Raw genomic sequence first — 24,848 nt, 5'->3', positions numbered from 1 at the left:
CCTCAGCTGCGCAGGTCGAAGGCGTTCCAGCCGGAGCCGATGACCCGGCTCGCCAGGAAACCGCCCGTCCCGCTGCCGGGGTAGAGGAGCATGGTGCCGTCGGCCTTCCACGCGACGAGGTCGAGCACGTAGTCCTCGTCGACGTCGCCCGCCGCGGCGATGCCGGTGAACGCGGCCCAGCCGGTGCCGATGGTGCGCGCCTTGCCGAAGCCGCCCCTGCCGGTGCCCGGGTAGAGCATGAGCACGCCGTTGGGCAGGCGCGCGATGAGGTCGACGGCGCCGTCGGCGTTCCAGTCGCCGGAGCCGACGATGGCGGTGAACCCGGCCCAGCCGGTGCCGATGGTGCGCGCCGCGAGGAACCCGCCGCGGCCGTCGCCGGGGTACAGCACCAGCACGCCGTCGCGGCGGCGGGCGATGAGGTCGGCGCGGCCGTCGCCGTCCCAGTCTCCCGGCGCGATGACGTAGGTGAACGCGGCCCAGCCGGTGCCGATGCGCCGTTGCGAGAGGAAGCCGCGGTCGGACCGGCCGGAGTACAGCCAGAGCCCTCCGGTGCCGGCCCGGCCGATGACGTCGTCGTGGCCGTCGCCGTCGAAGTCGCCGGGCAGCGCGACGGAGACCATGGCCGACCAGCCGGTGCCGAACGGGATGCGGCTGCCGAACCCGGCGACCGTGCCACCCGGCCAGAGCCAGAACGAGCCGTTGGAGCGCTGCCGGGCCATGACGTCGGACCGGCCGCCGCCGTTGACGTCGCGGCCGCCGGTGGAGTCGCCGCCGATGCCCATCTGCCGCAGCGTGCCCGCCCGGATGACGTTCAGCTTCGCGTACAGGGCGTCGCCGGGGCAGGCCGTCGCGGCGGCGTCGCGGTGCCCGGCGATGGCCGGCCAGGCCTCGCCGTCGTAGTTCACCTGGCGCAGCGGGCGTACGCCGTGGATGCGGAACTTCCACGCGAACAGCCGCGCGTAGGCGCCCAGCATGACGTTGCGCGGCGCGGTGTTCTCGTAGGTGCCCAGCGCGGACGCGGCGAACGCGTCGTCGTTGTAGCTCTGGGTGTGCGCGCCGACGACCGCGCGGCCGATGCCGCCGTAGCGGCCCTCCCAGATGCGGCCGAAGCGGTCGATGATGAAGTTGTAGCCGATGTCGTTCCAGCCCCGCGACCGCACGTGGTAGACGTAGATCGACCTGATCAGCGCGGGGACGTCGGCGGTGTCGTAGGCGTTGGCGCTGACGGTGTGGTGCACGAACGCGCCGCGCACCTCGCCGTAGCTGGGCGCCTCGGCACGCAGCGTCTCGTCCGCGCCCCACTGCGCCCGGCTGTACACCGACGGCCCGCCGCTGACGGCGACCTGCGGTGCGTCGGCGCGGGCGGCGGCCGGCGCCGCTCCCGGCTCGACGAGGTCCAGCCTCAGGTCGGCCGGCCGGCGCGACCCCGAGCGCGCCCCGTCGACGCGCACCTGGATGCCGTCGGACTCCGGCACCAGCAGCGGATCGGTCCCGTTGCGCGCGCCCGCCGCCTCGGCCGTGCCGGGGTCGGGCTGATGGTCGTCGCCGCCCGGCAGCTCGTACCACTGCGACCACGCGCCCTCGGAGCGCACCCGCACCCACGCGCGCACCGGGACGGCGCCGGTCCAGGTGACCGCCGCCAGCCGGAACGGCCGGACGGTGTACTCCTCGCTGTAGACGATGGGGATCTGCGCGGCGAACTCGGACAGCTCGCGCGGACCCGCGCCCGGCGCCGGCGGCAGGCTGGGCAGCCGCCCGAACGCGCCGGTGGCGACCGGCAGGCCGATGGTCTGCAGGTCGTCGGTGGCGGGCAGTTCCGGACTGCGGGTGTCGGTGGCCGACGGCGTCCCGGTGTCCGTCGCCGACGGTGTGAGGGTCGCCTCGGGCGACTGCGACTGCGACTGCGACGGCGTCAGCGGCGCGGCCGGTGCGGGCACGGCCGGCGCCATCGCGAACGCGACGAGTGCCCCCGCCAGACCCGCTGTGGTGACCTTCACGACTCGTCCCCCGCCGACCAGGTGCGATGCTTCAGATGGCTACTGTTGCATCAACAGTCTCACCAGTCACAGGAGTCACGCAACCGATTGGGCGGAATCGTTCGGACGATTCGGTTCGGTGCCGTTCGGGCCTGGTTCAGTCGCCGACGCCCAGGAAGGGCGCCAGCACCCGCGCCGAGGCCCGGCCGTCGTGGAACCGGCGGACGAAGTCCGGACCGGCCGCCGCCGCCTTGACGGCGGGCTCGCGCTCCGCGACCAGCCGTTCGACGACGGCGCCGAGATCGTCCGGCGTCGCCTCGATCAGCGGCAGCTCGGCCGGGATCGCGGCCCGGACGTGTCCGGCGACGTGCCCGACGGTGACCCGTCCGGCCGCCATCGCCTCGCACGCCATGACGCCGTACGACCCGAGCAGCAGCTGGTCGACCACGATGTCGGAGTCTCGCACCTGCGCCATGAGTTCGGGGTGCGCCACGCCCTCGACGCGCCGGTACTCGATCAGCCCGCGGTCCTGCAGGTCGCTCAGCACGGGGTCGGCGACGGCGGAGCCCTTGAGCACGCCCCGCGACGGCGCGTGCAGCACGACCGGCAGCCGCCGCTCCAATACCGGCCGGTCGGTGGCGAGGTCGTCGACGTCGACCACGACGGGCAGCCACTGGGCGTCGTCGATGAACTCGAGCAGATCGGGCGTGGTGACGAAGCAGGGGCCGTCGAAGTCGCGCAGGTGGCCGAGCACCACCTGCGTGGCCTGCTGCAGCTTGTGCGTCAGGGGCTCGTCGGGGTCGCCGAACGGCGAGTAGCGGAACAGCTCGCGGTGCCGGCGCGGGTCGCGGATCTCCGAGCCGTGCAGGATGACCCCCGCCGCGATGCCGGCCGCACGCAGCGTCGGCAGGTCCTCGGTGAACAGCTGCCCGCGGGCCTGGCCGAGCACCGGGCGTGCGGCCTCGAACAGCACGTGGGTGACGGTGCGCAGCACGTGGTCGGCGAACTCGACCACCCAGGCGGCGTCGTGGTGGAAACGCTCGGCCGGCACCACGTGGTCGGCCCGGAACGCGAACGAGCCGGCCTCGGCCATGAGGTTCTCGGCGACCGCCGGCGGCGCGTACCGCTCGACGGCGCGCGCCCACCGCCAGCCCTGCCCGGCGCTGTTGGAGGGGCCGATGAGCAGGTGCGGCGTCGGGGCGGGGGCCGGAGTGGCGGCCGCGGCCACGGCGGCGACGGAGGCGGACGCCGTCGGCGCCCCCAGGAGGTCCGCGTACAGCTCGCGCAGGTGCTGCGCCTGACCCTCCCAGGAGACCTCGCGGCGGAACTCCGGGCGCTCCAGCCGGGCGCGGTAGGGCGCGGGGTCGGCCAGGACGGTGCGCACCTTGGCGGCGAGGTCGGCGGCGTCGCCGACGCGGTAGACCTCGCCGATGCCGGACTGGTGCATGAACTCCGTCAGGCTCGGCATGTCGCTGGTGACGACCGGCAGGCCGGCGAAGGCGTACTCGAAGACCTTGTTCGGCAGCGCCATCTCGTGGCTGGGGTAGCGCAGGATCGGGATCAGCCCGACGTCGGCCGACGAGAGGAACGACACCACCTCGTGCGGGCGCACCGGATTCAGAACGTGCACGCGGTCCTGGACGCCGAGCCGGGCGGCCAGCGCGCGCAGCTGCTCGACCGGCGCGATGTCGATGTGCGGCACCGACACGACGGCCAGATTCACGCCGGGCAGCGACGGCAGCGCCTCGACGGCCGTCTCGACGCCGCGGGCCTTGGTGACGCCGCCGCTGTAGACCAGCAGCGGCACGTCCGGCGCGAGGCCCGTGCGCGCCCGCAGGCCGGGGACGTCGTCGCCGGTCAGCTCCGTCATGCTCGGCGAGTTGATGACGACGGTGGGCTCGCGGTCGAGGCGGTACCGCTGGTGCAGCGTGCGGGCGATGGCCGGGCTGACGGTGACGACGCGGTCGGCGCGGCCGATGTACTCGCGCTCGTGGTTGGCCCAGGCGGCGATGAACCGTGGCGTGCGGGCGCCGTAGCGCGACAGCCCGGGCACGTACTCGTGCGCGTCGTAGACGACCGCCAGACGCCGGCCGGCCGCGCGGGCCCGCTCGGCCGCGCGCACCGCGACGCCGATGACGTGCATGTCGTGCGCGTGCACGGCGTCGGGCGCCAGCTGGTCCAGCAGCGGGCCGAACGCGAGCTCGTAGTCGTAGGCCTGCGGGTGCACCAGGCGCCAGCGGGCCGGCCACGGAGTGCGGGCTGCGACGCCGTCCCAGGCCCGCCAGCCGAACCGGAACGCCTTGTCGGCGCGGTTGCCCATGCCGGCGCGCAGCCAGGCGGCCCGCTCGGCGGCGGTCAGCCGCAGCCCGGCCAGCCTGGCGCCCGCGCCGCGGGTCCGGCCGGCCAGCTCGGCGCGGCGCGCCTTCAGCGCCTGTTTGCGCGCCGCCTGCGCCGTCTTGACCGGATAGCCGACGAACGGCGGGCGCCAGTCGCGGTGCGACCGGCGCTTGCGGTCGCGCTCGTCGCGCAGCTGGAACGCCACCGGCACCCGCACCACCAGCACGTCGCCGATCAGCTCGAGCGACCGGCGCCCGTCGGCGGCGACGCCCAGCACGGTGACCCGGTGCCCGGCGTCGGCGACCGCCTGCGCCTCCTTCTTGACCCGGCTGTCGGTGACGACGTCGTTGGCCACCAGCATGACGACGTGCGTGCGGCCCGCCCCCGGCCGGCGAGGCTGCCCCTCGCTCGCGGCAGACCGCTGCTCCGGCGAGGTGGTCATGCCCCGCCCCGTTCGGCTGGGTCCCACCCTAGGGACGGGCACTGACAAGACCAGCGCCGAACGCACAGCGGCCGACCGGCCCGCGCCCCCACCCACCGTTGATCATGGAGACGTCGGGGTTCCGGGTCGCCGGGACGCCCGATCTCTCCATGATCACCAGTGGTCGGCGGGGTCATGCGGGTGAGGAGGCCGCCCGGCCCACGACGATGCGCGTGACGCCGTCCCAGCGGGCGGCGTCGGTGACGTCGCGGCCGTCGACCAGGACCTTCGCGCCCGGCACGTCGGCGGAGCCGACCTCGGCGTACTCGGGGTGGTCGGCCTGGACGACGACGGCGTCGGCCGGCTCGCCGAGGTGGTACGGCTCGAAGCCCAGCCCGCGCAGCTCGTCGTCGGTGTAGAGGGGGTCGTGCACCAGCACGTCGGCCCCGCGCTCGCGCAGCGCCGCCACCGTCGGGAAGACGCCGGAGAACGCCGTCTCCTTGACCCGGCCGCGGTAGGCCGCGCCCAGGACGACCACGCGCAGGCCGTCGACCGAGCCGCCGGCCGCGGCCTCGACCAGGCCCACGGTGTACTCGGGCATGCCGACGTTGGCCTCGCGGGCGGCCCGGACGACGGTGGCGTCGGGGTCGGTCCACAGGTACAGCCGCGGGTACACCGGGATGCAGTGCCCGCCGACGGCGATGCCGGGGCGGTGGATGTGGCTGTAGGGCTGGGAGTTGGACGCCTCGATGACCTGGAAGACGTCGATGCCGTTGGCGGCGGCGAACCGGCCGAACTGGTTGGCCAGGCCGATGTTGACGTCGCGGTAGGTGGTCTCGGCGAGCTTGGCCATCTCGGCCGCCTCGGCGCTGCCGAGGTCCCAGACGCCGTTGCCTCGCGGGAGGTCGGCGCGCTCGTCGAAGTCGAGGACGGCCTCGTAGAACGAGCGCGCCCGCTCCGCACCCGCCGGCGTCAGACCGCCGATGAGCTTGGGATACTTGCGCAGGTCGGCGAAGACCCGGCCGGTGAGCACGCGCTCGGGCGAGAACACCAGGTGGAAGTCGGTGCCCTCGGTCAGGCCGGAGACCTTCTCGATGAGTGGTCTCCACCGGTTCCGGGTGGTACCGACCGGCAGCGTGGTCTCGTAGGAGACCAGCGTGCCCGGCGTGAGGTTCTCGGCCAGCGACTGCGTGGCGGAGTCCATCCAGCCGAAGTCGGGCTCACCGGTGGTGTCGTCGACGAACAACGGCACGACGAGCACGACGGCGTCGCTGCCGGGGACGGCGTCGGCGTAGTCGGTGGTGGCCCGCAACCGCCCGGCGCCCACCACCTCGGACAGCTTCTCGGCCAGCTGGTCCTCGCCGGGGAAGGGCTCCTCGCCCTTGTTGACGAGGTCGACGACGGTCCGGTTGACATCGACGCCGATGACCTCGTGACCCTTGGTGGCGAACTGGACGGCGAGCGGCAGCCCTATCTTGCCCAGGGCGACGACGGTGATTCTCACGTATGACCTCGGTCGTGATGGCGGATGCGGTCCGGCGTATAGGCTACCGGGGTTGGTTCGCGGCCTTGCCCATGTCTGAGTCGTGCCAGGTGTTTCGAGGACGGTCTTCCATGCAGGTGCTCAGCATCGTCGGAGCCCGCCCGCAATTCGTCAAGCTCGCTCCTGTAGCCGAGGCGCTGACGGCGGGCGGGCACGAGCACGTCATCGTGCACACGGGGCAGCACTATGACACGAACATGTCCGACGTGTTCTTCGCCGACCTGCGCATTCCCGCGCCCGACGTGCACCTGGGCATCGGCTCGGGCAGCCATGGCACGCAGACCGGCGCCATGCTCGCGGCACTGGACGGCGTGCTGGCCGAGCGCCGCCCCGACTGGGTTCTCGTCTACGGCGACACCAACTCCACCCTCGCCGGAACGGTCGCGGCGGTCAAGTTGCACCTGCCCATCGCGCACCTCGAGGCCGGCCTGCGCTCGTTCAACCGGGCGATGCCCGAAGAGCACAACCGGGTACTGACCGACCATGCGGCCGATCTCCTGCTCGCGCCCACCGACGTCGCCGTGGCGAACCTCGCCCGCGAGGGCCTGGCCGAGCGCACCGTCCGGGTCGGCGACGTCATGACCGACGTGTGCTTCCGGGTCCGCGACGCCGTGCGCGACACCCCGCCGCGGCTGCCGGCCGGGCTGGAGCCGGGCGGCTACGTCGCGGCCACCATCCACCGCGCCGAGAACACCGACGACGCCAAGCGGCTCACCGCCGTCGTCGACGCGCTGGCCGGGCTGCCCGTGCCGGTGCTGCTGCTGGCCCACCCCAGGCTGGTGGCCCGCTGCCGCGAGTTCGGCATCGACCTCGATCGTCCCGGCAGCTCGCTGCACACCGCGCAGCCGCTGCCCTACCCGGCCATGGTCGCCGCCGTCCTGCACGCGGCGAGCGTCGTCACCGACTCCGGCGGCCTGCAGAAGGAGGCCTACCTGCTGGGCCGCCCGTGCAGCACGCTGCGCACCGAGACCGAGTGGCTCGAGACGCTGCGGGACGGCTGGAACGTGCTGGTGCCCGAGCCCGCCGACCTCGCCGACGCCGTCGCCCGGCCGCTCCCGTCGGCCCCCCAGGGCACGCCGTACGGCGACGGCCACGCCGCCACGCAGGTGGTCGAGGAACTGGTCCGCGGACGCCCCGCATGAGCACAGACGCGCAGATTTGTCCCGACCACGTCCCCGACCCGGCTCCGGCGGTCGCACCCCATCCGGCCGAACGACGGCGGCAGGCCACCACGGGCGCGGGCGTGGCCCGGCACCGTCCCGAGATCCAGGGGCTGCGCGCCGTCGCCGTGCTGCTGGTGGTGTTCTTCCACCTCTGGCCGGCCCAGCTCAGCGGCGGGTTCGTCGGCGTCGACGTGTTCTTCGTCATCTCCGGCTACCTCATCACCGACCACATCCACCGCGAGACCGTCCGCACCGGCACGCTCTCGCTGCACCGCTTCTGGGCCCGCCGCATCCGGCGGCTGCTCCCGGCGTCGCTGCTTGTCCTGGCGCTGGGCGCGGTGGCGACGGTCACCTTCCTCCCGGCCACGGAGTGGGCCACCACCGCCCGCCAGCTCGCCGCCAGCGCCCTCTACGTGCAGAACTGGGCCCTGGCCGGCGACGCCGTCGACTACATGGCCCAGGACAACGCGCCCACGCTGGCGCAGCACTACTGGTCGCTCTCGGTCGAGGAGCAGTTCTACGTCCTGTGGCCGGTGCTGGTGCTGGGCATCGTCGTGCTGAGCCGGCGCTCGTGGATCCGGTGGTCCGGGCGCCGGCTGCTCGCCGCCGGCATCGCGCTGCTCGGCGCGGTGTCGCTGGTCTACTCGGTCGTCGCCACCTACGCCGACCCCGCGGCCGCCTACTTCGTCACGCCCACGCGCATCTGGGAGTTCGCCGCCGGCGGGCTGCTCGCGCTGCTCGCCCTCCCGACGGCCCGCCGCGGCATCGTCCGCGCGCTGATAGGCGGCGCCGGCCTGGCCGCCATCGTGGCCGCCGGCGTCTTCTACGACGGCGCCACGCTCTTCCCCGGCTGGGTGGCGCTGCTGCCGGTGCTCGGCACGGTGGCCGTCATGGCCGCGGGCCCGACGTCGCGCCGGTTCACGCCGCACTGGTGGCTGACCCGGCGCCCGGCCACGTTCATCGGCGACATCTCCTACTCGGTCTACCTGTGGCACTGGCCGCTCATCATCGTGCTGCCGCACGTCACCGGCACCGACCTGCGCCTCGTCGACAAGCTGGGCATCTTCGCCGCCACCCTCGTGCTGGCCTGGCTCAGCAAGGTCTACGTCGAGGACCCGCTGCGCACCCGCACCTTCCTGGCCGCGGCGCCGTGGCGGGCGTTCGCCTTCGCCGGCGCCGGCATGGCTCTCGTCGTCGCCGGCACGGTCGCCGTCAACACCGACCTCGACCGCCGCGAGTCCGAGGCCGAGGCCCGCGCCGAAGCCGTCCTCGGCGCCGACGCCGTCGCCGAGCCCTGCGTCGGGCCGGCGGCGCTCGCACCCGACAGCGGCTGCGACCCCATCGGCTCCGGCCCGCTCATCCCGCTGCCCGAGGTCGCCGTCGAGCAGAACCGGCGCTCGGAGTACCAGGAGTGCCAGCAGGCCATCACCCAGCCCGACGTCATCCGCTGCGAGAAGGGCTACACCGGGCCCGACCCCAAGCGGGTCATCGCGCTGGTCGGCGACTCCCACGCCACGCACTGGCTGCCCGGCCTCGAGCTCGTCGCCGAGTCCAGCCGGTGGACCATCGTCACGTACCTCAAGAGCTCCTGCCCGCCCACCTCCGCGCGCCGCGTGCTCGACTCCGAGCAGACCGACGAGGCCGGCGACAGCTGCGAGCGGTGGGTGCGCGAGGTCCGCGACGAGGTGGCCGCCGACCCGTCCGTCTCCATCGTCGTCACCTCGATGTACACGACCGCCTACGAGTTCACCGACGGCCGCGACACCGAGCTCGACGATCCCGAGGTCGACGGCTTCGCCCCCGTCTGGGACGCGTGGACCGAGGCCGGCAAGGACGTCGTCGTCATCCGCGACGTGCCGCCCACCCAGGGCGGGTACGTGCCCACCTGCCTGTCGGCGCACCCCGGCGACGAGATCGACTGCGCCACGCCGGCCGGCGACCTGCCCGACGACGCCGCCGCGGTGGCCGCCGGCGAGTCCGACGACCCCCGCGTCCACCTGTTGGACCTGACCGACCGGTTCTGCGACGACGACCACTGCTACCCGGTGGTGGGCGGCGTCATCGTCTACCGCGACTACAGCCACCTCACGCGGGAGTACGCTGCGGCGCTGGCCCCGGAGCTGGGGGCACGGCTGAACCGGGCACTGACGGAGGAGCAGGACTGACCCGCGGGCGCACGGGCCAGCGGAACAGCCAGCCCATGCCAGCGTGCCCGGCGAGGTCGTACAGGCCCACCGCCACGGCCGTCACCAGCACCGCGAACAGGGGCACGAACAGGAAGTCGACCACCCCGTTGTCGAGGTCGCCCAGCGGGTCGGCGCCCGAGCTGCGGGCCGCCCACACCGCGCCGTGGATCAGCAGCGGGTGCAGCACGTAGATGGCCAGCGTCCGGCGCGACAGGTAGCCGGCCAACCGGCGGACCCAGCCGAACCGCTCGATCGCCACCGCGGCCCACACCGCCGCCAGCACGCCCACCGGGGCGAGGAAGAACTCGACGCCGCCGGGCGCGTGGTCGTAGTAGAAGAGGTACGCCAGCACCGTGTAGCCCGCCGCGGCCGCCACCAGGCCGCCCAGACCGCCCGCCGTGGCCACCCGGCGCACCAGCGCGGGCAGGTAGCAGCCGGCGAAGAACCAGACCGCGAACGTCGACACCCGCATGACGTTGACCGTCACCGACTGGTCGCCGTTGGCGCCGACCCAGGTGCCGATGGCCGGCGACGACGCCAGCAGCACCAGCGTCGCCACCAGCACCGGGACGGGGTGGTGCCGCAGCGCCTTCGCCACCAGGAAGAACACGATGAGCAGGCTGAGGTACCAGTACGCCAGGCCGCCGAAGGGCAGCATGCGCAGGTTGTACGCGAACCACCTGCCGGGGTCGTCGGGGATCGTCTGCACCCAGACGAAGCCGAACACCACCGTCCACAGCACGTACGGCCACAGCAGGTCCAGCACCTTGCCGCGCAGCACCCGCGGCCAGGGCCGGGACACCGCCGTCGCCGCCAGCAGCCCGGACACCAGGAAGAACACCGGCATGCGCACCGGGACCAGCACCATGTTGAGGTCGAGCCACGGGCGGGTGGCCGGGCCGACGGTGCCGGGCGCGACCCCCAGGCCGACCCGGCCCACGTGGTAGAAGACCACCAGCACGATGGCGGCGGTCTTCGCGATGTCGACCCACGCGAGCCGACCGGCCCCCGTGTCCGGGAGCCCGCCGAGATCGGAGCGCACCGTGCCGTGGCGCACCGGTGGTCGCTTCGTCCGTGCCTAGTGGGGCAGCCGCACCGTGCTGCCGTCGGCGGCGGAGGCGAGCACGGCCTCCGCGACCTCGACGGTGGCCAGGCCCTGCTGCATGGTGACGATGTCGGTCTCCTTGCCGAGGATGGCGTCGCGGAACGCCTCGTGCTCGGTGCGCAGCGGCTCCGGCTTGGCGATGGCGTAGCGCACGACGTCGCCCTCGGACACGCCGCGGAACTGGGCGAGGTCGTCCCAGGCCGTCGGGATGGACCCGTTGGCGTGGAACGTGAGGTCGGCGTGCAGGGTGTCGGCGATGTAGGCGCCGCGGTCACCGGTGACGATGGTGACGCGCTCCTTCATGGGCGACAGCCAGTTGACCAGGTGGCTGGTGACGGTGCCGTCGGCCAGCTGGCCGGTGACGGCGACGAGGTCCTCGTGCTCGCGGCCGCTCTTGTGCACCGTCCGGGCCGCCACCGACACGTACGGCGAGCCCACGACCCAGGCCGTGAGGTCGATGTCGTGCGTGGCGAGGTCCTTGACCACGCCGACGTCGGCGATGCGGGCCGGGAACGGGCCCTGCCGGCGGGTGATGATCTGGTAGATGTCGCCGAGCTCGCCGTCGATGAGCCGCGCGCGCAGGCTCTGCAGGGCGGGGTTGTAGCGCTCGATGTGGCCGACGGCGCCCACCAGGCCGGCCGCCTGGAACGCCGCCGCCAGCTTGGCCGAGCCCTCGCTGTCCTTGGACAGCGGCTTCTCGATGAGCGCGTGCACGCCGGCCGAGGCCAGGGCCAGGCCGATCTCCTCGTGGTAGGCCGTGGGGGTGGCGACGACGCAGTAGTCGAGGCCGACGCCGATGAGCGCGTCGACGTCGGGATGCACCGTGAGGTCGCCGGCCACCTTGTGGGGGTCGCCGGCGGGGTCGGACACGCCCACGAGGTCGACGCCGTCGAGGGAGCGCAGCACCCGCGCGTGGTGGCGGCCCATCATGCCCAGGCCGACCAGCCCGGCTCGCAGATTCGTCATCAGGCACCCGCCTTTGCCAGCGTGTTGACGGCCGTCACGATGCGCTCGAGGTCGCCCGCGCTGAGCGACGGATGCACCGGCAGCGAGATGACCTCGGCCGCGGCCTTCTCGGTCTCGGGGAGGTCGAGGTCGCGGCCGAACGACGGCAGCCGGTGGTTGGGGATCGGGTAGTACACGCCGCAGCCGACGCCGTGCTCGTCGCGCAGCGCCGCGGCGAAGCCGTCGCGGTCGCCCGGCACCCGCACGGTGTACTGGTGGTAGACGTGGGTCGCGTGCTCCGAGACCGGCGGCACCACGACGCCGTCGAGGTTGGCGTCGAGGAAGGCCGCGTTCTCCTGCCGCTGCTTGGTCCAGCCGGCCAGCTTGGTCAGCTGCACCCGGCCGATGGCGGCGTGGATGTCGGTCATGCGGTTGTTGACGCCGACCAGCTCGTTCTCGTACTGGCGCAGCATGCCCTGGTTGCGCAGCAGCCGCAGCCGGCGCTCGACCTCGGGGTCGTCGGTGCTGACCATGCCGCCCTCGCCCGACGTCATGTTCTTGGTCGGGTAGAGGCTGAACATGGCGAACGTGCCGAAGGAGCCGACCGGCGCGCCCTTCCAGGTGGCGGCGTGGGCCTGGGCGGCGTCCTCGAAGATCTTGAGGCCGTGCCGCTGGGCGATGTCGCCGAGCGCCGTCAGGTCGGCCGGGTGGCCGTAGAGGTGCACCGGCATGATGCCCACGGTGCGCTCGGTGACGGCGGCCTCGACGGCGGCCGGGTCGAGGCAGAAGTGCCGCGGCTCGATGTCGGCGAACACCGGGGTGGCGCCGGTGAGCGCGACGGAGTTGGCGGTGGCGGCGAACGTGAACGACGGGACGATGACCTCGTCGCCCGGTCCGACGCCCGCGGCCAGCAGGCCCAGGTGCAGGCCCGACGTGCCGGAGTTGACGGCCACGCAGGCGCGCCCGGCCACCAGTTCGGCCGAGAACTCCTGCTCGAAGGCCGCCACCTCGGGGCCTTGCGCGATCATGCCGCTGCGCAGGACGCGGTCGACCGCCTCGCGCTCCTCGTCGCCGATGATCGGCTTCGCGGCAGGGATCGGGCTGGTGCTCATGCGTTGTCCTCCGTGCTCTTCCCGGCTTCTCGCAGGTGCCCGTGCTCTTCGATGTACTGCTCGCCGGTGCGCGGGCAACGCCAGCTGCCGCCGCCGGCGTCCTCGAGCGGAACGCCGGCGCGCCCCACCCACGCGACCCGCCGCGCCGGCACACCCACCACCAGCGCGAAATCGGGAACGTCGCGGGTGACGACGGCTCCGGCGGCTACCGTAGCCCATCGGCCCACCGTGACCGGAGCGACGCAGACCGCGCGGGCGCCCACGGAGCACCCCTCGCGCAGCGTGACGCCCACGGCGTCCCAGTCGGACGCGCTCTTGGCGGAGCCGTCGGGGTTCACCGCCCGCGGGAAGGTGTCGTTGGTCAGCACCGCAGCGGGACCGACGAACACGCCGTCCTCGAGCACCGCCGGCTCGTAGACGAGCGCGTAGTTCTGGACCTTGCAGTTGTCGCCGGCCCGCACGCCGGTGCCGATGTAGGCGCCGCGGCCGATGACGCAGTCGCGGCCGAGAACCGCCTTCTCGCGAACCTGCGCCAGGTGCCAGACCGACGAGCCCGCCCCGATCTCGGCGCTGTCGTCGACGTCGGCCGACGCCATGATGCGTACGTTCACCGCTTCGCCTCCCGCGTCGTCCTCTGGTCGCCCTCGGCGCCGCGCGCGGCGTTCTTGAAGGCGCGCCACTTCGTCTCCGGCAGCTCCGGCGGGTCGGGGATCAGCCGGTTGACGATGGTGGCCCCGGGCGCCCACGCGGCGTCGGGCAGCTTCTCCATGACCTCGGCGTACACGGACCGGATGACCTCGGCCTGCGCGGCCCACGAGAACCGGTGCCGCAGCTGGGGGTCGTCGGCGATGCGCTTGGCCAGGCGCTCGTGGTCGGCGAGCACCGCCCGGACCGCCCGCACGAGGCCGCCGACGTCGCCGGCGGTGTAGACCGCGCCGAGGTCGAGCTCGGTCACCAGGTCGGCCTGCGCCGGGGTGTCGCTCGTGATGATGGGCAGCCCGGCCGCGATGTACTCGCAGAACTTGTTCGTGACGGCGATGTCGTGGTTGGGCGCGTGCAGCAGCGGGCTGAGCCCGATGGTGGCCGAGCGCAGGTACAGCGGCACCACCTCGGCGTCGACGAACGGCGCCAGGTGCACGCGGTCGCCCACGCCCAGCTCGACGGCGCGCGCCTGCAGCTCCGCGGTGACGGAGTTGGCCCGGGCGACGATGGCGAGGTGGACGCCGGGCAGCTGCGGCAGCGCCTCGACGGCCGTCCCGACGCCGCGGGCGCGGTTGACGCCGCCGCCGTAGACCAGCAGAGGCACGTCGTCGTCCAGCCGCAGCTGCTTGCGCAGGTCCTTGACCTGGGCGTCGGCGGGCGGCTCGACGGGCGCGTTGAGGACGACGTCGGGCAGGCTGGCCAGGTGGTGGTCGCGCTGCAGCCAGCCGGCCAGCGGCTCGGACACCGTGATGACGCGGTCGGCGTCGTGGATGAACTCGCGCTCGAGGTCGCTGTAGGCCGCGACCCGGCGCGGCGCCACCACCGGCACGCCGGGGATGTACTCGTGCGCGTCGTAGATGATCTTGATGGTGCGGTCGTCGAGCGCCGCCCGGTGCGCCGCGCGCGCCGCGATGCCGAGCATGAACACGTCGTGCACGTGAATGACCTCGGGCTGGATGCGGTCGAGCAGCGGGCCCAGCGACAGCTCCTGGTCGACCAGCTCGGGCATGACCCGGCGCCAGCGCCCCGACGGCAGGTACCGGTACAGGGCCAGCAGCCGCTCGCGCCGCTTGCCGATGCCCATGTCGGTGAGGTCGACCTTGCGCTTGGCCCGCCGGACGGGGTACGCCCGGGCGTCGAGGACGGCCCGGTGCAGCCGCAGGGAGCGCCAGCGCGCCGCGCGCAGCAGCCGCTCGCGGGCGGAGCGCTTGCGGGGACCGCGCACCGCCGACACGCCGCCGGCGCGCTCGCGGTCGCGGCGGTCGCGGCCGCGGTCGCCCCGCAGCTCGCGGCTCGCGTACTGCCAGCGGCCGTAGGCCAGCGTGTACTCGGCCTCGGTGGTGAACCACGGCTTGAGGTTGGCCAGTCGCTTGCGCCACCCCGTGACCAGCACCTTCGACTGGATGGGCGGGCACAGGACGTGCACCTTGCCCAGCTCGCGGGCGCCCTTGAGGCGCCGTCCGGGGATGCCGATGCAGGTGACGTCGAGGTCCCAGTTGGCGACCGTCTGCGCGTACTTGAGCACGCGAGCGTCGGGGATGATGTCGTTGCCGGCCATCATGACGACCTTGGGCCGGATCCAGGACGGCTTCCACTCGGCCGGCACCGTGCTCGGCTGCTCGACGAACGCCGCCAGCGCCTCGGCCGAGCGGTGGCCGTCGTGCACCTGCTCGACGAAGGCCGGCCCGCGCTCGGCGACCTCGCGGCCGCGCTCGGGGTGCGAGATGAGGTCGAGGACGACCTGCTCGATGGTGTCGGGCGTGGCCTCGATGATGGGCAGCTCGAGCCCGGTGTCGGCGACCACGCGGTCGCGGACGTGCTGGGCGATGTGGCCGACGACGACCCGGCCGGCGGCCATGGCCTCGCACGCCGCCACGCCGTAGCTGCCGACGCGGAACTGGTCGACGACGATGTCGGCGTCGCGGTAGACCTCGGGCATGTCGGCGGGGTCGACACCCTCGACCCGGCGGTAGGTGATGAGCCCGCGCTCGGCCAGGCTCTCCATGACGGGGTCGATCAGCTCGGAGCCCTTCATGGCCGACTTGCTGGGCGCGTGCGCCACCACCGGCCGCTCGTGCTCGAGCACCGGGGCGTCACTGCGCCACGTCTCGATGTCGACGACGACCGGGCACCAGACGGCGTTGGGCACGTAGTCGAGCAGGTCGGGCGTGGAGACGTAGACCGGGCCCGGGTACGACGTGAACAGCTCGACCGCGCGCGTGGAGTTGCGCTCGAGCAGCTCGACGGTCTCGTCCTCGAGGTCGGGGAACGGCGACCACGGCTCGGTCTCGACGTGGCGGCTGGGGATGCGCACGTCGGAGCCGTGGGCGATGAGGCCCACCTTCAGGCCCTTGCCGAGCAGGTACGGGATGTCGAACGACGCGTCCTGGCCGTGCATGGTGCCGAAGATCGGCCGTGACGCCTCGATCAGCACGTGCGTGTAGTTGCGCACCACGTGGTTGTAGAAGTTCAGCTGCCAGCGGCGGCTGCGCCGGTAGGTGCCCGCCGGGATGCCGTAGTCGACGGGGTAGTCGAGGACGCCCTTGAGAAAGGCGAACGACGTCGCCTTCGTGGTGGGCACGCGGTCCTCGACGGCCCGTGCCCAGCGGGTGCCCTGACCCGCGAAGTTGGCCGGGCCGACCAGCAGCCGCACCGGCGCGTCGAGCCGCGGCGGCATCCCGTCCCCGGTGGCGGGTGCCCCGGTGGCCGGTGCGCCGCCCGCCGGTGCCGGCTGGTCGTCTCGGCGCCTGTCTCTTCCCCGAGCCACCGTGTTGCCCTCCACGCCCTTCACGAGATCGCGCCCCGGAGAGTCCCGAGGCGGTTGCCGGCCGATCGGCGAATATACCCAGTGTCCCAGAGGGGTTCCGCCGGTTCCCATCAGATCACCGGCTAGTCCGCCGAAGCCAATCGTCGAGCACGGTTCCCGAGATGGTCCCGTCGTGGACCGCCCGGACGAAGCCCGGCCCCCGGGCCGCCCGCTCCCCCGCCGTGTCGGGGTCGGCGGCCAGCGCCGCCACGACGTCGGCGAGGTCGTCGGGCGTCGCCTCGACGATCGGCACGTCGAGGCCCGTGCGCTCGCGGACCCGTGCGCGGACGGTGTCGCCCACGTACGAGACCACCGTACGGCCGGCCGCCATGGCCTCGCAGGCGCCCACCCCGTACAGGCCGATGGTCAGCTGGTCGACGACGATGTCCGCCGCGGCCAGCGCGGCCGGCATGCGGTCGTGGGGCACGCCGTCGAGCCGCCGGTACTCGAGCACGCCCTTGGCGCTCAGCTCCGCCATCGCCGCTTCGACGATCTCGGTCCCCTTGAGCCGCGAGTTCGACGGCGCGTGCACCACGACCGGACGGCTCCGGCCGGGCGACGGCGGCGCCTGCCAGCGATCGGGGTCGACGACGACCGGCAGCCAGGTGGCGCCGGGCAGGTCGTCGAAGAGGTCCGGCGTCGAGACCAGCACGAGGCCCCCGCCGCCGTCGCCGCCGGCGAACGCCGTCGCGAAGGCCGCGTGCCGGCGGGCCTGCTCCTCGAGCCGCTCGGTGAGGTCGTCCTGGATCCGGAACGGCGACCACGGCTCGCGCTCGGCGTGCCGGCTGGGCAGGCGGAGGTCGGACCCGTGGAACAGCAGCGCCACGCGCAGGCCGCCCTCGGTGAGCACGGCGACGTCGCCGCCGGCGTCGCGGGCGTGCCGCGAGCCGAACAGCGGCCGCATCGACTCGACGACGGCGTGCGTGAAGGTCCCGAGGACGTACCGCTCATGCGCCTGCTGCCAGCGCGGGTGCGCGTAGACCGGCACGGGAACGCCGTAGTCGTCGGCGAATCCGTAGCTGTTGCGCCGGATCGCGAAGCAGGCGGCGGCCACGTCGGCGTCCGCGCGCTCGGCCGCGCGAGCCCAGGCCCAGCCCTGGCCGGCCGAGTTCGTCGGGCCGATCAGCAGCCGGGCGGCAGCCGGGCGGACCTGCGGGAACGGCTCCAGCGGCGGCAGCGGGCGGCGCAGCCAGCCGGCCCTTCGCCGGGCCTGCGCGAGGCCGTCGACGACGCTGCCGGGCAGCCAGCGCTTCACCGCCGCGCGCAGTGCCATGGGGACCCTCCGGGTGTCGTAGCCTGTGCGGTGACATGATGACGCACGCCAGCCGGGGGCGGGCCGCCACGCCCCCTGACCACCGGCCCCACCTGCTCTACGTGGCCTGGGGGTTTCCCCCCTGCCGGGGCGGCGGCGTCTACCGCGTGCTCGCCACGGCCAACCGGTTCGCCCGGCTGGGCTGGCGCGTCACGGTGCTGACGGTAGAGCGTGACACATTCGTCCGGTTCACGGGGACTGATCCCACTCTCGAGGAGCGCATCGACCCCGCGGTCGAGGTGGTACGGGTGCCGTTCGCCTGGCCCATCCACGAGCCCGATCTGCGGCAGTGGTCGCGGTTCCGGGCCCGCTTCCCACGCCTCTGGGCGAAGCTGCGGGCCCGCCGCGACGCCGTCCCGTTCCCCGAGGTCGGGTACGGCCCCTGGCGCCCGGTCATCGAGGCCGCCGCCGAGCGCATCCACGCCGCCGACCCCGTCGACCTCGTGCTCGCCACCGCCAACCCGCACGTCGCGTTCACCGCGGCCTGGCGGCTGCACCAGAAGCACGGCGTCCCGTACGTCATGGACTACCGCGACGCCTGGCTGCTCGACGTGTTCAGCGGCGAGCGGCTGCACTCCGAGCGCAGCCGCGCCGCCCGCTGGGAGCGCAGGCTGGTGGCCGGCGCCCGCGAGGTCTGGTTCGTCAACGACCCCATCCGCGACTGGCACCGGCGGCTCTACCCCGCGCACGCCGCCAAGATGCACACCGTCGCCAACGGCTTCGACCCCGAGCTCGCGCCGGCGCCCACGGGCGAGCGGGCGCCGCTGGGCGAGGGCCCCGTCGTCTTCGGCTACGTCGGCACCGTCACCCCGAGGGTCCCGCTGGCCGAGTTCGTCCGTGGCTGGCAGCACGGCCGCGCCACCGAGGCGGCGCTGGCCGGAGCCGAGGCGCGCATCCATGGCTACCTCGGCTTCTACGGGCAGCCGCGGCCGGACCTGCTGGCCACCATCGAGGCCGCGGCGGCCGACGGCGTCAGCTACCGCGGGCCGGTGGGCAAGGCCGACATCGCCGCCACGTACGCGCAGTTCGACGTGCTGCTGCTGATCCTCGGCGCCGGGCGCTACGTCACCAGCGGCAAGGTCTTCGAGTACCTCGCCACGGGCCTGCCGGTCGTCTCCGTCCACGAGCCCGGCAACGCGGCCACCGAGGTGCTGCGCGGCCATCCGCTCTGGTTCCCCGTCGCCGACCTCGAGCCCGGCACCGTCGCCGCCGCCCTGGCCGCGGCCGCCGACGCCGCCCGCAGCGCGACCCCCGAGCAGCACGCCCAGGCCCGCGCGTTCGGCGCCGGCTACCGGCGCGACCTGCAGCTCGACCCGCGCATCGAGGCGCTGCGCGGCGCCCCCGTCACCGTCAAGGCGGCGCCGTGAAGGTGACGCTGCTCGGCACCGCCACACTGGGGCGCGCCCAGCTGGCCGCCGTCGTGAAGGACCTCGGCCGCGACGACCTCGAGCTCACGCTGGTCTCCTGGTCGGCGCCGCTCGACCCGGTCGACGACCTCGTGCCGCAGGTCGTCGTGCTCAACGGCCGGGCGGCGACGGCGGCAGCCGCGGTCCCGCCGGCGGCGGTCCCGCCGGCGGCGGCTCCCTCAGCCGTTCCGGACGCTTCGCCGAACCCGGTCGCGGCTCCCGCGACCGCGCGGCGGCCGGTCTCGCGGCTGCGCAAGCTCGTGCGTCAGGTCAAGGCCGCCCGGCTGGCGGCGCAGTACTGGTCCCGGCTGCGGTCGCACCCCGAGGCCCTGGCCGCCGCCACCGGCGCCGACCTCGTCGTCGTCCTCGACAGCCGCGCCGTCCGCGCCGGCTGGCAGCTCGCCCGCCGTCCGTCGGCCCCGCGCGTTCTCAACGGCGCCGCCGCCGCAGGCCGCGAGCTCACCGCCCGCTGACCCCGAGATGATCACGTTCGGCACGAGATCTCGTGCCGCACGACGCCTGCAACCGTGGTGAGGCTCGGGTGATCGTGGTGCCGGCCCGAGCAGGGAGTCAGGGCGTGGCGGCGCGAGGCGCGAGGATCTCGGCGATGGTCTCGGCGAGCAGGTCGTACGGCGTGCGCTCACTGAGCTTGCGCTCCGTCCACTCGCGGGCGGCCTTGCGGTAGCCCTCGAGATCCTCGGGGCTTTCGCTCCAGCGGCGCAGCACCTCGGCGGCCTCGGCCGGGCCGGCGATGAGCACGCCGCCGCCGGACTCCTTGATGACCGACGTCTGCCGCGGGAGCGGCGTGGACAGCACGGGCAGCCCGCTGGCGAGGTACTCGTAGAGCTTGGTCGGCATCGCCTCGCGGAACGCCGGCGTCTCGCGCAGGAACACCAGGCCGGCCCAGGCGCCACGGGCGATCTGCCAGGCCCGCTCGGGTGGCTGCCGGCCGTGCAGCACGACCCGGCCGGCGACGTCGGGGCGGATGAGCCGGGCGGACAGCTCGTCGCGGTCTGCGGCGGCCACGGGGCCGATGAGGTCGAGCGTCCAGGCGGGCGCGGCGGCGACGGCGTCGACCATGTCGAACAGGCCGCGGCTGGCGCGCAGGTCGCCGATGTAGACCGCGCGCGGGGTGGCGTCGGGCGGCCCGGGCGAGAGCAGCTGCAGGTCGGGCAGGTTCTCGACGACGAGGCGGCGGCGGGCCTGGTGCGGCGGGATGTGGTCGTCGGCCACGACGGTGACGTCGGCGCCCGCGGCGAGGCGGGTGCTGGCGTGGACGATCATGCGGGCGCCGATGCCGATGAGGCCGCGCGCCCAGGACCGGTCGGACAGCAGCCGGGCGTAGTCCTCGTGGATGTCGACGACGACCTTGCAGCCGCGCACGGACGCCGCGGCGCGGGCCATGGGCACGACGTCGGGGTCGACGGTCATGAGGACGCGGGCCCGGCTGCGCCACGGCAGGACCGCGGCGCGAACAGCGCGGCGGGCCATGCCGCCGCGCTGTGTGGTTCGGACCCGGACCCCGGCGGGTCCGCCGGCCGCCTCACCGAGCCCGGCGAGCTCGACACTCAGGCCGGCGCGCTGCAGCGCCGCGCTGATCTTGTGCAGCCGCGCGTCGGCGACGTCATGCCCGGCGGACACGATGGCGACGTCGACACGTGGTGCGCCCACGGCTCAGAGGTCCTCGAGGGTGAAGGCGTCCTCGCCGACCTTGAGGAAGGTGTTGTAGGCCTCGATGACCTCGTTGGGGGTGCCGCGCATCATCAGCTTGCCCTTGTGCAGCCACAGGGCGTCGTTGCAGAGGTCGCGGACGCTGCTGAGGGCGTGGCTGACGAGGAACATGGTGCGCGCGTTGGTCACCAGGTCCTTCATCTTGGCCGCGGCCTTCTGCTTGAACTTGGCGTCGCCGGCCGACAGCGCCTCGTCGATGAGCAGGATGTCGGGGTCCATGTGGACGGCGACGGAGAACGCGAGCCGCTGGAACATGCCCGAGGAGTACGTGCGCATGGGCATGTCGATGAACTCGCCGAGCTCGGCGAAGTCGGCGATCTCCTCGTAGCGCTCCTGGATCTCCTTGCGGCTCAGGCCGGCGGCCAGCCCGCCCAGGACGACGTTCTCGCGCCCGGACAGCGCCGCGTTGAACCCGACACCGAGCGAGAGCAGCGTGCTGACGCGGCCGTTGACCTGGATGCGGCCCTTGGTGGGCGGCAGGATGCCGGCGATCATGCGCATCAGCGTGGACTTGCCGGCACCGTTGGCGCCGATGATGCCGATGGCGTTGCCGTGCGGCACCGCGAACGACACGTTCTGGACCGCGTTGACCTCCTTGACCGCGCGTTCACCGCGGCCGAAGCGCACGATCGCGGTCTTGAACGTCGGGACGCGCTCGAACGTGGTGCGGTACGTCAGCGAGACGTCCTCGACGACGACGGCGTTCGGGGCGGCCGAAGTGGTGGTCACGGCGCCAACCTCAGAGACGGACGACAAACTCGCGCTCCCTCGACATGAAGAACAGGCTCCCCACCACCGCCGCGGCAACCGCCCAGGCGGCGCCGAAGATCCACAGCGAGAGGTCGGGGATCTGCCCGCGGACGATGAGGTCGGTCCAGCCACCCAGCAGGGAGTACAGCGGGTTGAAGATCATGAACGGCTCGAACCGCTCCGGCGCGTCCTCAGCGAACCACAGCACCGGCGACAGGTACAGCCACATGCGCACGAAGTACGGCAGGAAGCTGGCGGTGTCGCGGAAGTAGACCTGCAGCGTCGCGAACATCATCGCCGCGCCCGCGCCGAACACCGTCAGCATGAGCAGGAAGATCGGCGCCAGCAGCATTTGCCAGCTCAGCGGCTGCCCGAACGCGATGTGGATCGGGAAGTAGACGATCAGCGTGGGCAGGAACCGGAAGAACGCCGTGCGCACCGCCGACAGCGGCAGCAGCAGCCGCGGGAACGACATGTTCAGCAGCAGCTTGCCGCCGCCCACCACGCTGGACGCGCCGGTCGTCAGGCAGCCGGAGAAGTAGTAGAAGGCGAACAGCCCGGCGCACAGGTGCACGAACCGCTCCGCCCCGTCCCCGGTATCCTCCCGCAGGATGGTGATCAGCACGTAGTACACGCAGGCCAGCAGCAGCGGGTTGAGCACCAGCCAGATCTGGCCGAAGAACGTGTTGGTGTTCGCGGCCCGGATGTTCGACCGCGACATCTCCGCGGCGAACTGCCTGCGCTGCCACAGGGTGCGGATGTACGGCCTGAGCCGGGGCAGCCCGGCCCGGTGCGGCTCGTACACGTGCACCGACGAGGTGAAGTCCTCGTCGGTACGAGTGGCGTTCATCGAAGGCTTGCCTTTCTACCGCGGCCGGGTGCCGGATCGACTGGATCCGCACCGGATCGGGTCAAGGGTAGACGACACTCTGACGAAACAACGCACCCGTGGGCGGGATGAGACGATGTCGGCCATCTCACTCCGCCTCCAGGTCGGCGTACGCGTCGGCGAGTACGCGGGAGTCGTGCTCCCAGGCCAGCTCGGGTCGTGCCTTGCGCACCGCCTCGACGTGTCCAGTGTAGTCGGCCGCCACCGCTTTCACGGCCGTGGCCAGCGACGATGCATCGCCCGGCTGGTACAGGCGGCCGAGGCCGTAGCGGAGGACGACGGCGTGCAGCTCGGGCAGGTTCGCGGCCACCACGGGCACCCCCGCGCGGACCGCGTGGAACAGCTTGTTGGGCAGCGCCAGCCGGTGGTTCGCACAGGTGTCGGTGAGCGTGACGACGGCCACGCCCACCTCCTGGTAGAGCCGGTCGACTTCGGCCAGCGCCATCGGCGGCAGCAGCTCGACGCCGGCGGGGTCGAGACCGTAGCCCGGGTCGGCCGGGCCGGCGAGGACGGTGCGCAGCGGCGCCAGCCGGGCGGCGGCGCCGACGACGGCCTCGAGGTCGCGGCCGGGGCCGATGCGCCCGGCGTAGGCGATGCCGGCCGGGGCGTCGGGCAGCTCCGGCGGCTCGCTGCCGGCCATGGGGAAGGTGTTGCGGACCACCCGGACGTCACGCAGGCCGCGTTGCCGCAGCCGGGTGGCGATGCCCTCGCTGACGGTGAGCACCACCTCGGCGCCTCCGGCCAGCCGGGTCTCCTTGCGGCGCCCGCGCCGCCGGCCGAGCGGTGTGGGCCGGCCCGGCAGGCCGCGGTCGAACCAGAGCTCGTGGCTGTCGTAGACCAGCCGGGCCGACCACCGTCCCGCCAGCTCGGCGCCCAGGCCGAGCGTGTTGTAGTCGTGCGCGTGCACGACGTCGGGGGCCGGCCGCCCGGCCAGCAGCTTGGCCGCGTCGTCGCGCCAGCGCCGCTCGGTGCGCTCGCGGTGCTCGGGCAGCAGCAGCCAGCGCCCGGCCCGGCGCACCACCGCCCTGGGGCCCGACGACGACGTCAGCGCGGCCCCGCGGGGGGTGCCGGGCGGGCGCATGCCGCGCGACCGGGTGACCGACTCGACGGTGACGCCGTCGCCGGGATCGAAGCCCTCGGGGACGTCGCGGCCCACGATGTGCACCGTGTGCCCCTCGGCCGTCAGCGTCGCGGCCTCGCGGAGCACGCGCGAGTCGCCGGCGATCGGCGACTGCACGAGCATCAGGACCTTCACGTGGCCGGTCCTTCCGCGGCTGCGGCACCCGGTGCCGGGGCGCCGCGGCGGGACCGCGCGGCGTCGCGGGACCCGGCGATGAACCCCGCGCCCCAGGTCAGGTGCATGGTCGCGAGCACCGGCGGGAGCCAGGCCCGGGCCTTCGCCGGCAGGCCGCGCCCGGCCAGCGCCGCGGCGCCGACGACGCCCAGCGCGTAGCCGGCCGGCGCCAGCCAGCCGGCGAGCAGCCACGACGGCCCCACGAGCCCGGCGATCCCGGCCACCGTCCCGGCGGCGACGGCGACCGTGACGGCCGGCGCGGCGAGATAGCGCACGTTCGCGGTGTCCGGGTAGCGCCGGACCACCTCGCGCCGCCACTGGCCGGTCTTGAAGAACTGCCGGGCCAGTGCGCGCAGGTTCGGCCGCGGCCGGTAGCTGACCACGAGGTCGGGCGTGAACCAGACGGTCTCGCCGGCGGCGCGGATGCGGTAGTTGAGCTCCCAGTCCTGGGCCCGCACGAAGTGCTCGTCGAAGCCGCCCAGCCGGTCGAGGACCTCGCGCCGGAACACCCCGAGATAGACGGTGTCGGCGGGGCCGGCCCGCCCGCCCAGGTGGAACTTCGCGCCACCCAGCCCGAACGGCGACGTGTACGCCCAGGCGACGGCCCGCTCGAAGTCGGTCTGCCCCTCGGCGTTCATGATGCCGCCGACGTTGGCCGCGCCGGTGCGCTCCAGCTCGGCGACGGCGGTGCGGATGTAGTGGTCGGACAGCACGCCGTGCCCGTCGACCCGCACGACCACGCCGTGCCGGGCGACGCCCAGCGCGGCGTTGAGGCCCGCGGGGGTGCGGCCGGCCGGGTTGGGCACCAGCCGGATGCGCGGGTCGGCGGCGGCCAGCTCGCGCGCGATGTCGTCGGTGCGGTCGCGGGACGGGCCCAGCGCGAGCACCAGTTCGAGCTCGCCCGGGTACTCCTGGGCGAGCACGCCGGCGACGGCCTCGGCCAGGTGCCGCTCCTCGTCGAGTACGGGCATGATGACCGAGACGGCCGGCCACACGCGCTCGTCGGGCGTGGTCGGCCGGCCGGTACGGAAGGGTTCGGCGGCGTTCATGTCGGCGAGCACCTTACCCGGTGCCCGCCGTCTCGCACCCGATGATCCACTGCGCGGTCTCCCCGGCAGCCTCTTCGCTTCGTCATGCGTCGTCCTCGCGAGCGCCCGCCGTCCGTCGACG

18 protein-coding genes are annotated in these 24,848 nt (G+C 73.7%); 4 read left to right on the top strand and 14 right to left on the bottom strand.

What is annotated here, in order from left to right; all coding sequences use genetic code 11:
• Window positions 1–2: 2 nt before the first annotated feature.
• The 3 genes from E1212_RS02890 to E1212_RS02880 form a co-directional block, all read right to left on the bottom strand.
• Complete coding sequence (locus E1212_RS02890) at window positions 3–1,997, bottom strand: FG-GAP-like repeat-containing protein (protein ID WP_131978839.1); 1,995 nt, start codon at window positions 1,995–1,997, stop codon at window positions 3–5.
• A 136-nt stretch (window positions 1,998–2,133) separates the two neighbouring features.
• Entirely contained in the window at window positions 2,134–4,755 is a 2,622-nt protein-coding gene (locus E1212_RS02885) for a glycosyltransferase family 4 protein (protein ID WP_131978836.1), read from the bottom strand.
• A gap of 172 nt (window positions 4,756–4,927) precedes the next feature.
• Window positions 4,928–6,238: a nucleotide sugar dehydrogenase gene (locus tag E1212_RS02880; RefSeq protein WP_131978833.1), complete on the bottom strand. Its 1,311-nt coding sequence runs from the start codon at window positions 6,236–6,238 to the stop codon at window positions 4,928–4,930.
• 110 nt (window positions 6,239–6,348) lie between these two features.
• On the opposite strand from E1212_RS02880, the gene wecB reads away from it, so the two are divergent.
• Window positions 6,349–7,419, top strand: coding sequence for a non-hydrolyzing UDP-N-acetylglucosamine 2-epimerase (gene wecB / locus E1212_RS02875; RefSeq protein WP_131978830.1), 1,071 nt, complete (start codon window positions 6,349–6,351; stop codon window positions 7,417–7,419).
• Entirely contained in the window at window positions 7,416–9,605 is a 2,190-nt protein-coding gene (locus E1212_RS30675) for an acyltransferase family protein (RefSeq protein WP_131978827.1), read from the top strand. Before wecB ends, E1212_RS30675 begins: the two co-directional genes overlap by 4 nt.
• On the opposite strand, the gene E1212_RS02865 is transcribed toward E1212_RS30675, so the two are convergent.
• The 6 genes from E1212_RS02865 to E1212_RS02840 all read right to left on the bottom strand — a co-directional run bounded on the left by E1212_RS02865 (window position 9,526) and on the right by E1212_RS02840 (window position 17,569).
• Window positions 9,526–10,683, bottom strand: a complete 1,158-nt coding sequence (locus E1212_RS02865) for an acyltransferase family protein (RefSeq protein WP_131978824.1) — start codon at window positions 10,681–10,683, stop codon at window positions 9,526–9,528. The two genes, E1212_RS30675 and E1212_RS02865, sit on opposite strands and share 80 nt — an antisense overlap.
• Window positions 10,684–10,704: 21 nt before the next feature.
• Window positions 10,705–11,697 carry a Gfo/Idh/MocA family protein gene (locus tag E1212_RS02860; protein WP_131978821.1) on the bottom strand — a complete coding sequence of 331 codons (993 nt, stop codon included), beginning with the start codon at window positions 11,695–11,697 and terminating at the stop codon, window positions 10,705–10,707.
• Window positions 11,697–12,788 (bottom strand): DegT/DnrJ/EryC1/StrS family aminotransferase, encoded by a 1,092-nt coding sequence (locus E1212_RS02855; protein WP_131978818.1) that lies wholly within the window; start codon window positions 12,786–12,788, stop codon window positions 11,697–11,699. The genes E1212_RS02860 and E1212_RS02855 overlap by 1 nt, the downstream gene beginning before the upstream one ends.
• Window positions 12,785–13,384: an acyltransferase gene (locus E1212_RS02850; protein ID WP_131978961.1), complete on the bottom strand. Its 600-nt coding sequence runs from the start codon at window positions 13,382–13,384 to the stop codon at window positions 12,785–12,787. Before E1212_RS02850 ends, E1212_RS02855 begins: the two co-directional genes overlap by 4 nt.
• Window positions 13,385–13,395: 11 nt before the next feature.
• On the bottom strand, window positions 13,396–16,167 hold the full coding sequence (locus tag E1212_RS02845) for a glycosyltransferase (protein WP_131978815.1): 2,772 nt from the start codon (window positions 16,165–16,167) through the stop codon (window positions 13,396–13,398).
• Between the two features lie 205 nt (window positions 16,168–16,372).
• Entirely contained in the window at window positions 16,373–17,569 is a 1,197-nt protein-coding gene (locus E1212_RS02840; RefSeq protein WP_131978812.1) for a hypothetical protein, read from the bottom strand.
• A 35-nt stretch (window positions 17,570–17,604) separates the two neighbouring features.
• On the opposite strand from E1212_RS02840, the gene E1212_RS02835 reads away from it, so the two are divergent.
• On the top strand, window positions 17,605–18,975 hold the full coding sequence (locus E1212_RS02835; RefSeq protein WP_203416271.1) for a glycosyltransferase: 1,371 nt from the start codon (window positions 17,605–17,607) through the stop codon (window positions 18,973–18,975).
• On the top strand, window positions 18,972–19,487 hold the full coding sequence (locus E1212_RS29205; protein WP_162605271.1) for a hypothetical protein: 516 nt from the start codon (window positions 18,972–18,974) through the stop codon (window positions 19,485–19,487). Before E1212_RS02835 ends, E1212_RS29205 begins: the two co-directional genes overlap by 4 nt.
• A 97-nt stretch (window positions 19,488–19,584) precedes the next feature.
• On the opposite strand, the gene E1212_RS02820 is transcribed toward E1212_RS29205, so the two are convergent.
• From E1212_RS02820 to E1212_RS02800, 5 genes are all read right to left on the bottom strand, one after another.
• Entirely contained in the window at window positions 19,585–20,685 is a 1,101-nt protein-coding gene (locus E1212_RS02820) for a glycosyltransferase (RefSeq protein ID WP_131978803.1), read from the bottom strand.
• A gap of 3 nt (window positions 20,686–20,688) precedes the next feature.
• Window positions 20,689–21,474 (bottom strand): ABC transporter ATP-binding protein, encoded by a 786-nt coding sequence (locus E1212_RS02815; RefSeq protein WP_131978800.1) that lies wholly within the window; start codon window positions 21,472–21,474, stop codon window positions 20,689–20,691.
• A 10-nt stretch (window positions 21,475–21,484) separates the two neighbouring features.
• Window positions 21,485–22,345 carry an ABC transporter permease gene (locus E1212_RS02810; RefSeq protein WP_131978797.1) on the bottom strand — a complete coding sequence of 287 codons (861 nt, stop codon included), beginning with the start codon at window positions 22,343–22,345 and terminating at the stop codon, window positions 21,485–21,487.
• Between the two features lie 127 nt (window positions 22,346–22,472).
• Window positions 22,473–23,639, bottom strand: coding sequence for a glycosyltransferase (locus E1212_RS02805; RefSeq protein WP_131978794.1), 1,167 nt, complete (start codon window positions 23,637–23,639; stop codon window positions 22,473–22,475).
• Window positions 23,636–24,727 carry a glycosyltransferase family 2 protein gene (locus E1212_RS02800; protein WP_131978791.1) on the bottom strand — a complete coding sequence of 364 codons (1,092 nt, stop codon included), beginning with the start codon at window positions 24,725–24,727 and terminating at the stop codon, window positions 23,636–23,638. The genes E1212_RS02805 and E1212_RS02800 overlap by 4 nt, the downstream gene beginning before the upstream one ends.
• Between the last annotated feature and the right edge of the window lie 121 nt (window positions 24,728–24,848).

It is taken from the genome of Jiangella ureilytica, assembly GCF_004348545.1.
GTDB lineage: Bacteria > Actinomycetota > Actinomycetes > Jiangellales > Jiangellaceae > Jiangella > Jiangella ureilytica.
The sequence above is the reverse complement of the archived record's forward strand: the minus strand, read 5'-3'. Positions and strand labels throughout refer to the sequence as shown.

Coding starts and splice junctions, on each gene's coding strand:
- E1212_RS02800 (WP_131978791.1), bottom strand. CDS start 24,727: ATGAACGCCGCCGAACCCTTCCGTACCGGCCGGCCGACCACGCCCGAC.
- E1212_RS02850 (WP_131978961.1), bottom strand. CDS start 13,384: ATGGCGTCGGCCGACGTCGACGACAGCGCCGAGATCGGGGCGGGCTCG.
- E1212_RS02835 (WP_203416271.1), top strand. CDS start 17,605: ATGATGACGCACGCCAGCCGGGGGCGGGCCGCCACGCCCCCTGACCAC.
- E1212_RS02855 (WP_131978818.1), bottom strand. CDS start 12,788: ATGAGCACCAGCCCGATCCCTGCCGCGAAGCCGATCATCGGCGACGAG.
- E1212_RS02810 (WP_131978797.1), bottom strand. CDS start 22,345: ATGAACGCCACTCGTACCGACGAGGACTTCACCTCGTCGGTGCACGTG.
- wecB (WP_131978830.1), top strand. CDS start 6,349: ATGCAGGTGCTCAGCATCGTCGGAGCCCGCCCGCAATTCGTCAAGCTC.
- E1212_RS02845 (WP_131978815.1), bottom strand. CDS start 16,167: ATGCCGCCGCGGCTCGACGCGCCGGTGCGGCTGCTGGTCGGCCCGGCC.
- E1212_RS02860 (WP_131978821.1), bottom strand. CDS start 11,697: ATGACGAATCTGCGAGCCGGGCTGGTCGGCCTGGGCATGATGGGCCGC.
- E1212_RS02840 (WP_131978812.1), bottom strand. CDS start 17,569: ATGGCACTGCGCGCGGCGGTGAAGCGCTGGCTGCCCGGCAGCGTCGTC.
- E1212_RS02885 (WP_131978836.1), bottom strand. CDS start 4,755: ATGACCACCTCGCCGGAGCAGCGGTCTGCCGCGAGCGAGGGGCAGCCT.
- E1212_RS30675 (WP_131978827.1), top strand. CDS start 7,416: ATGAGCACAGACGCGCAGATTTGTCCCGACCACGTCCCCGACCCGGCT.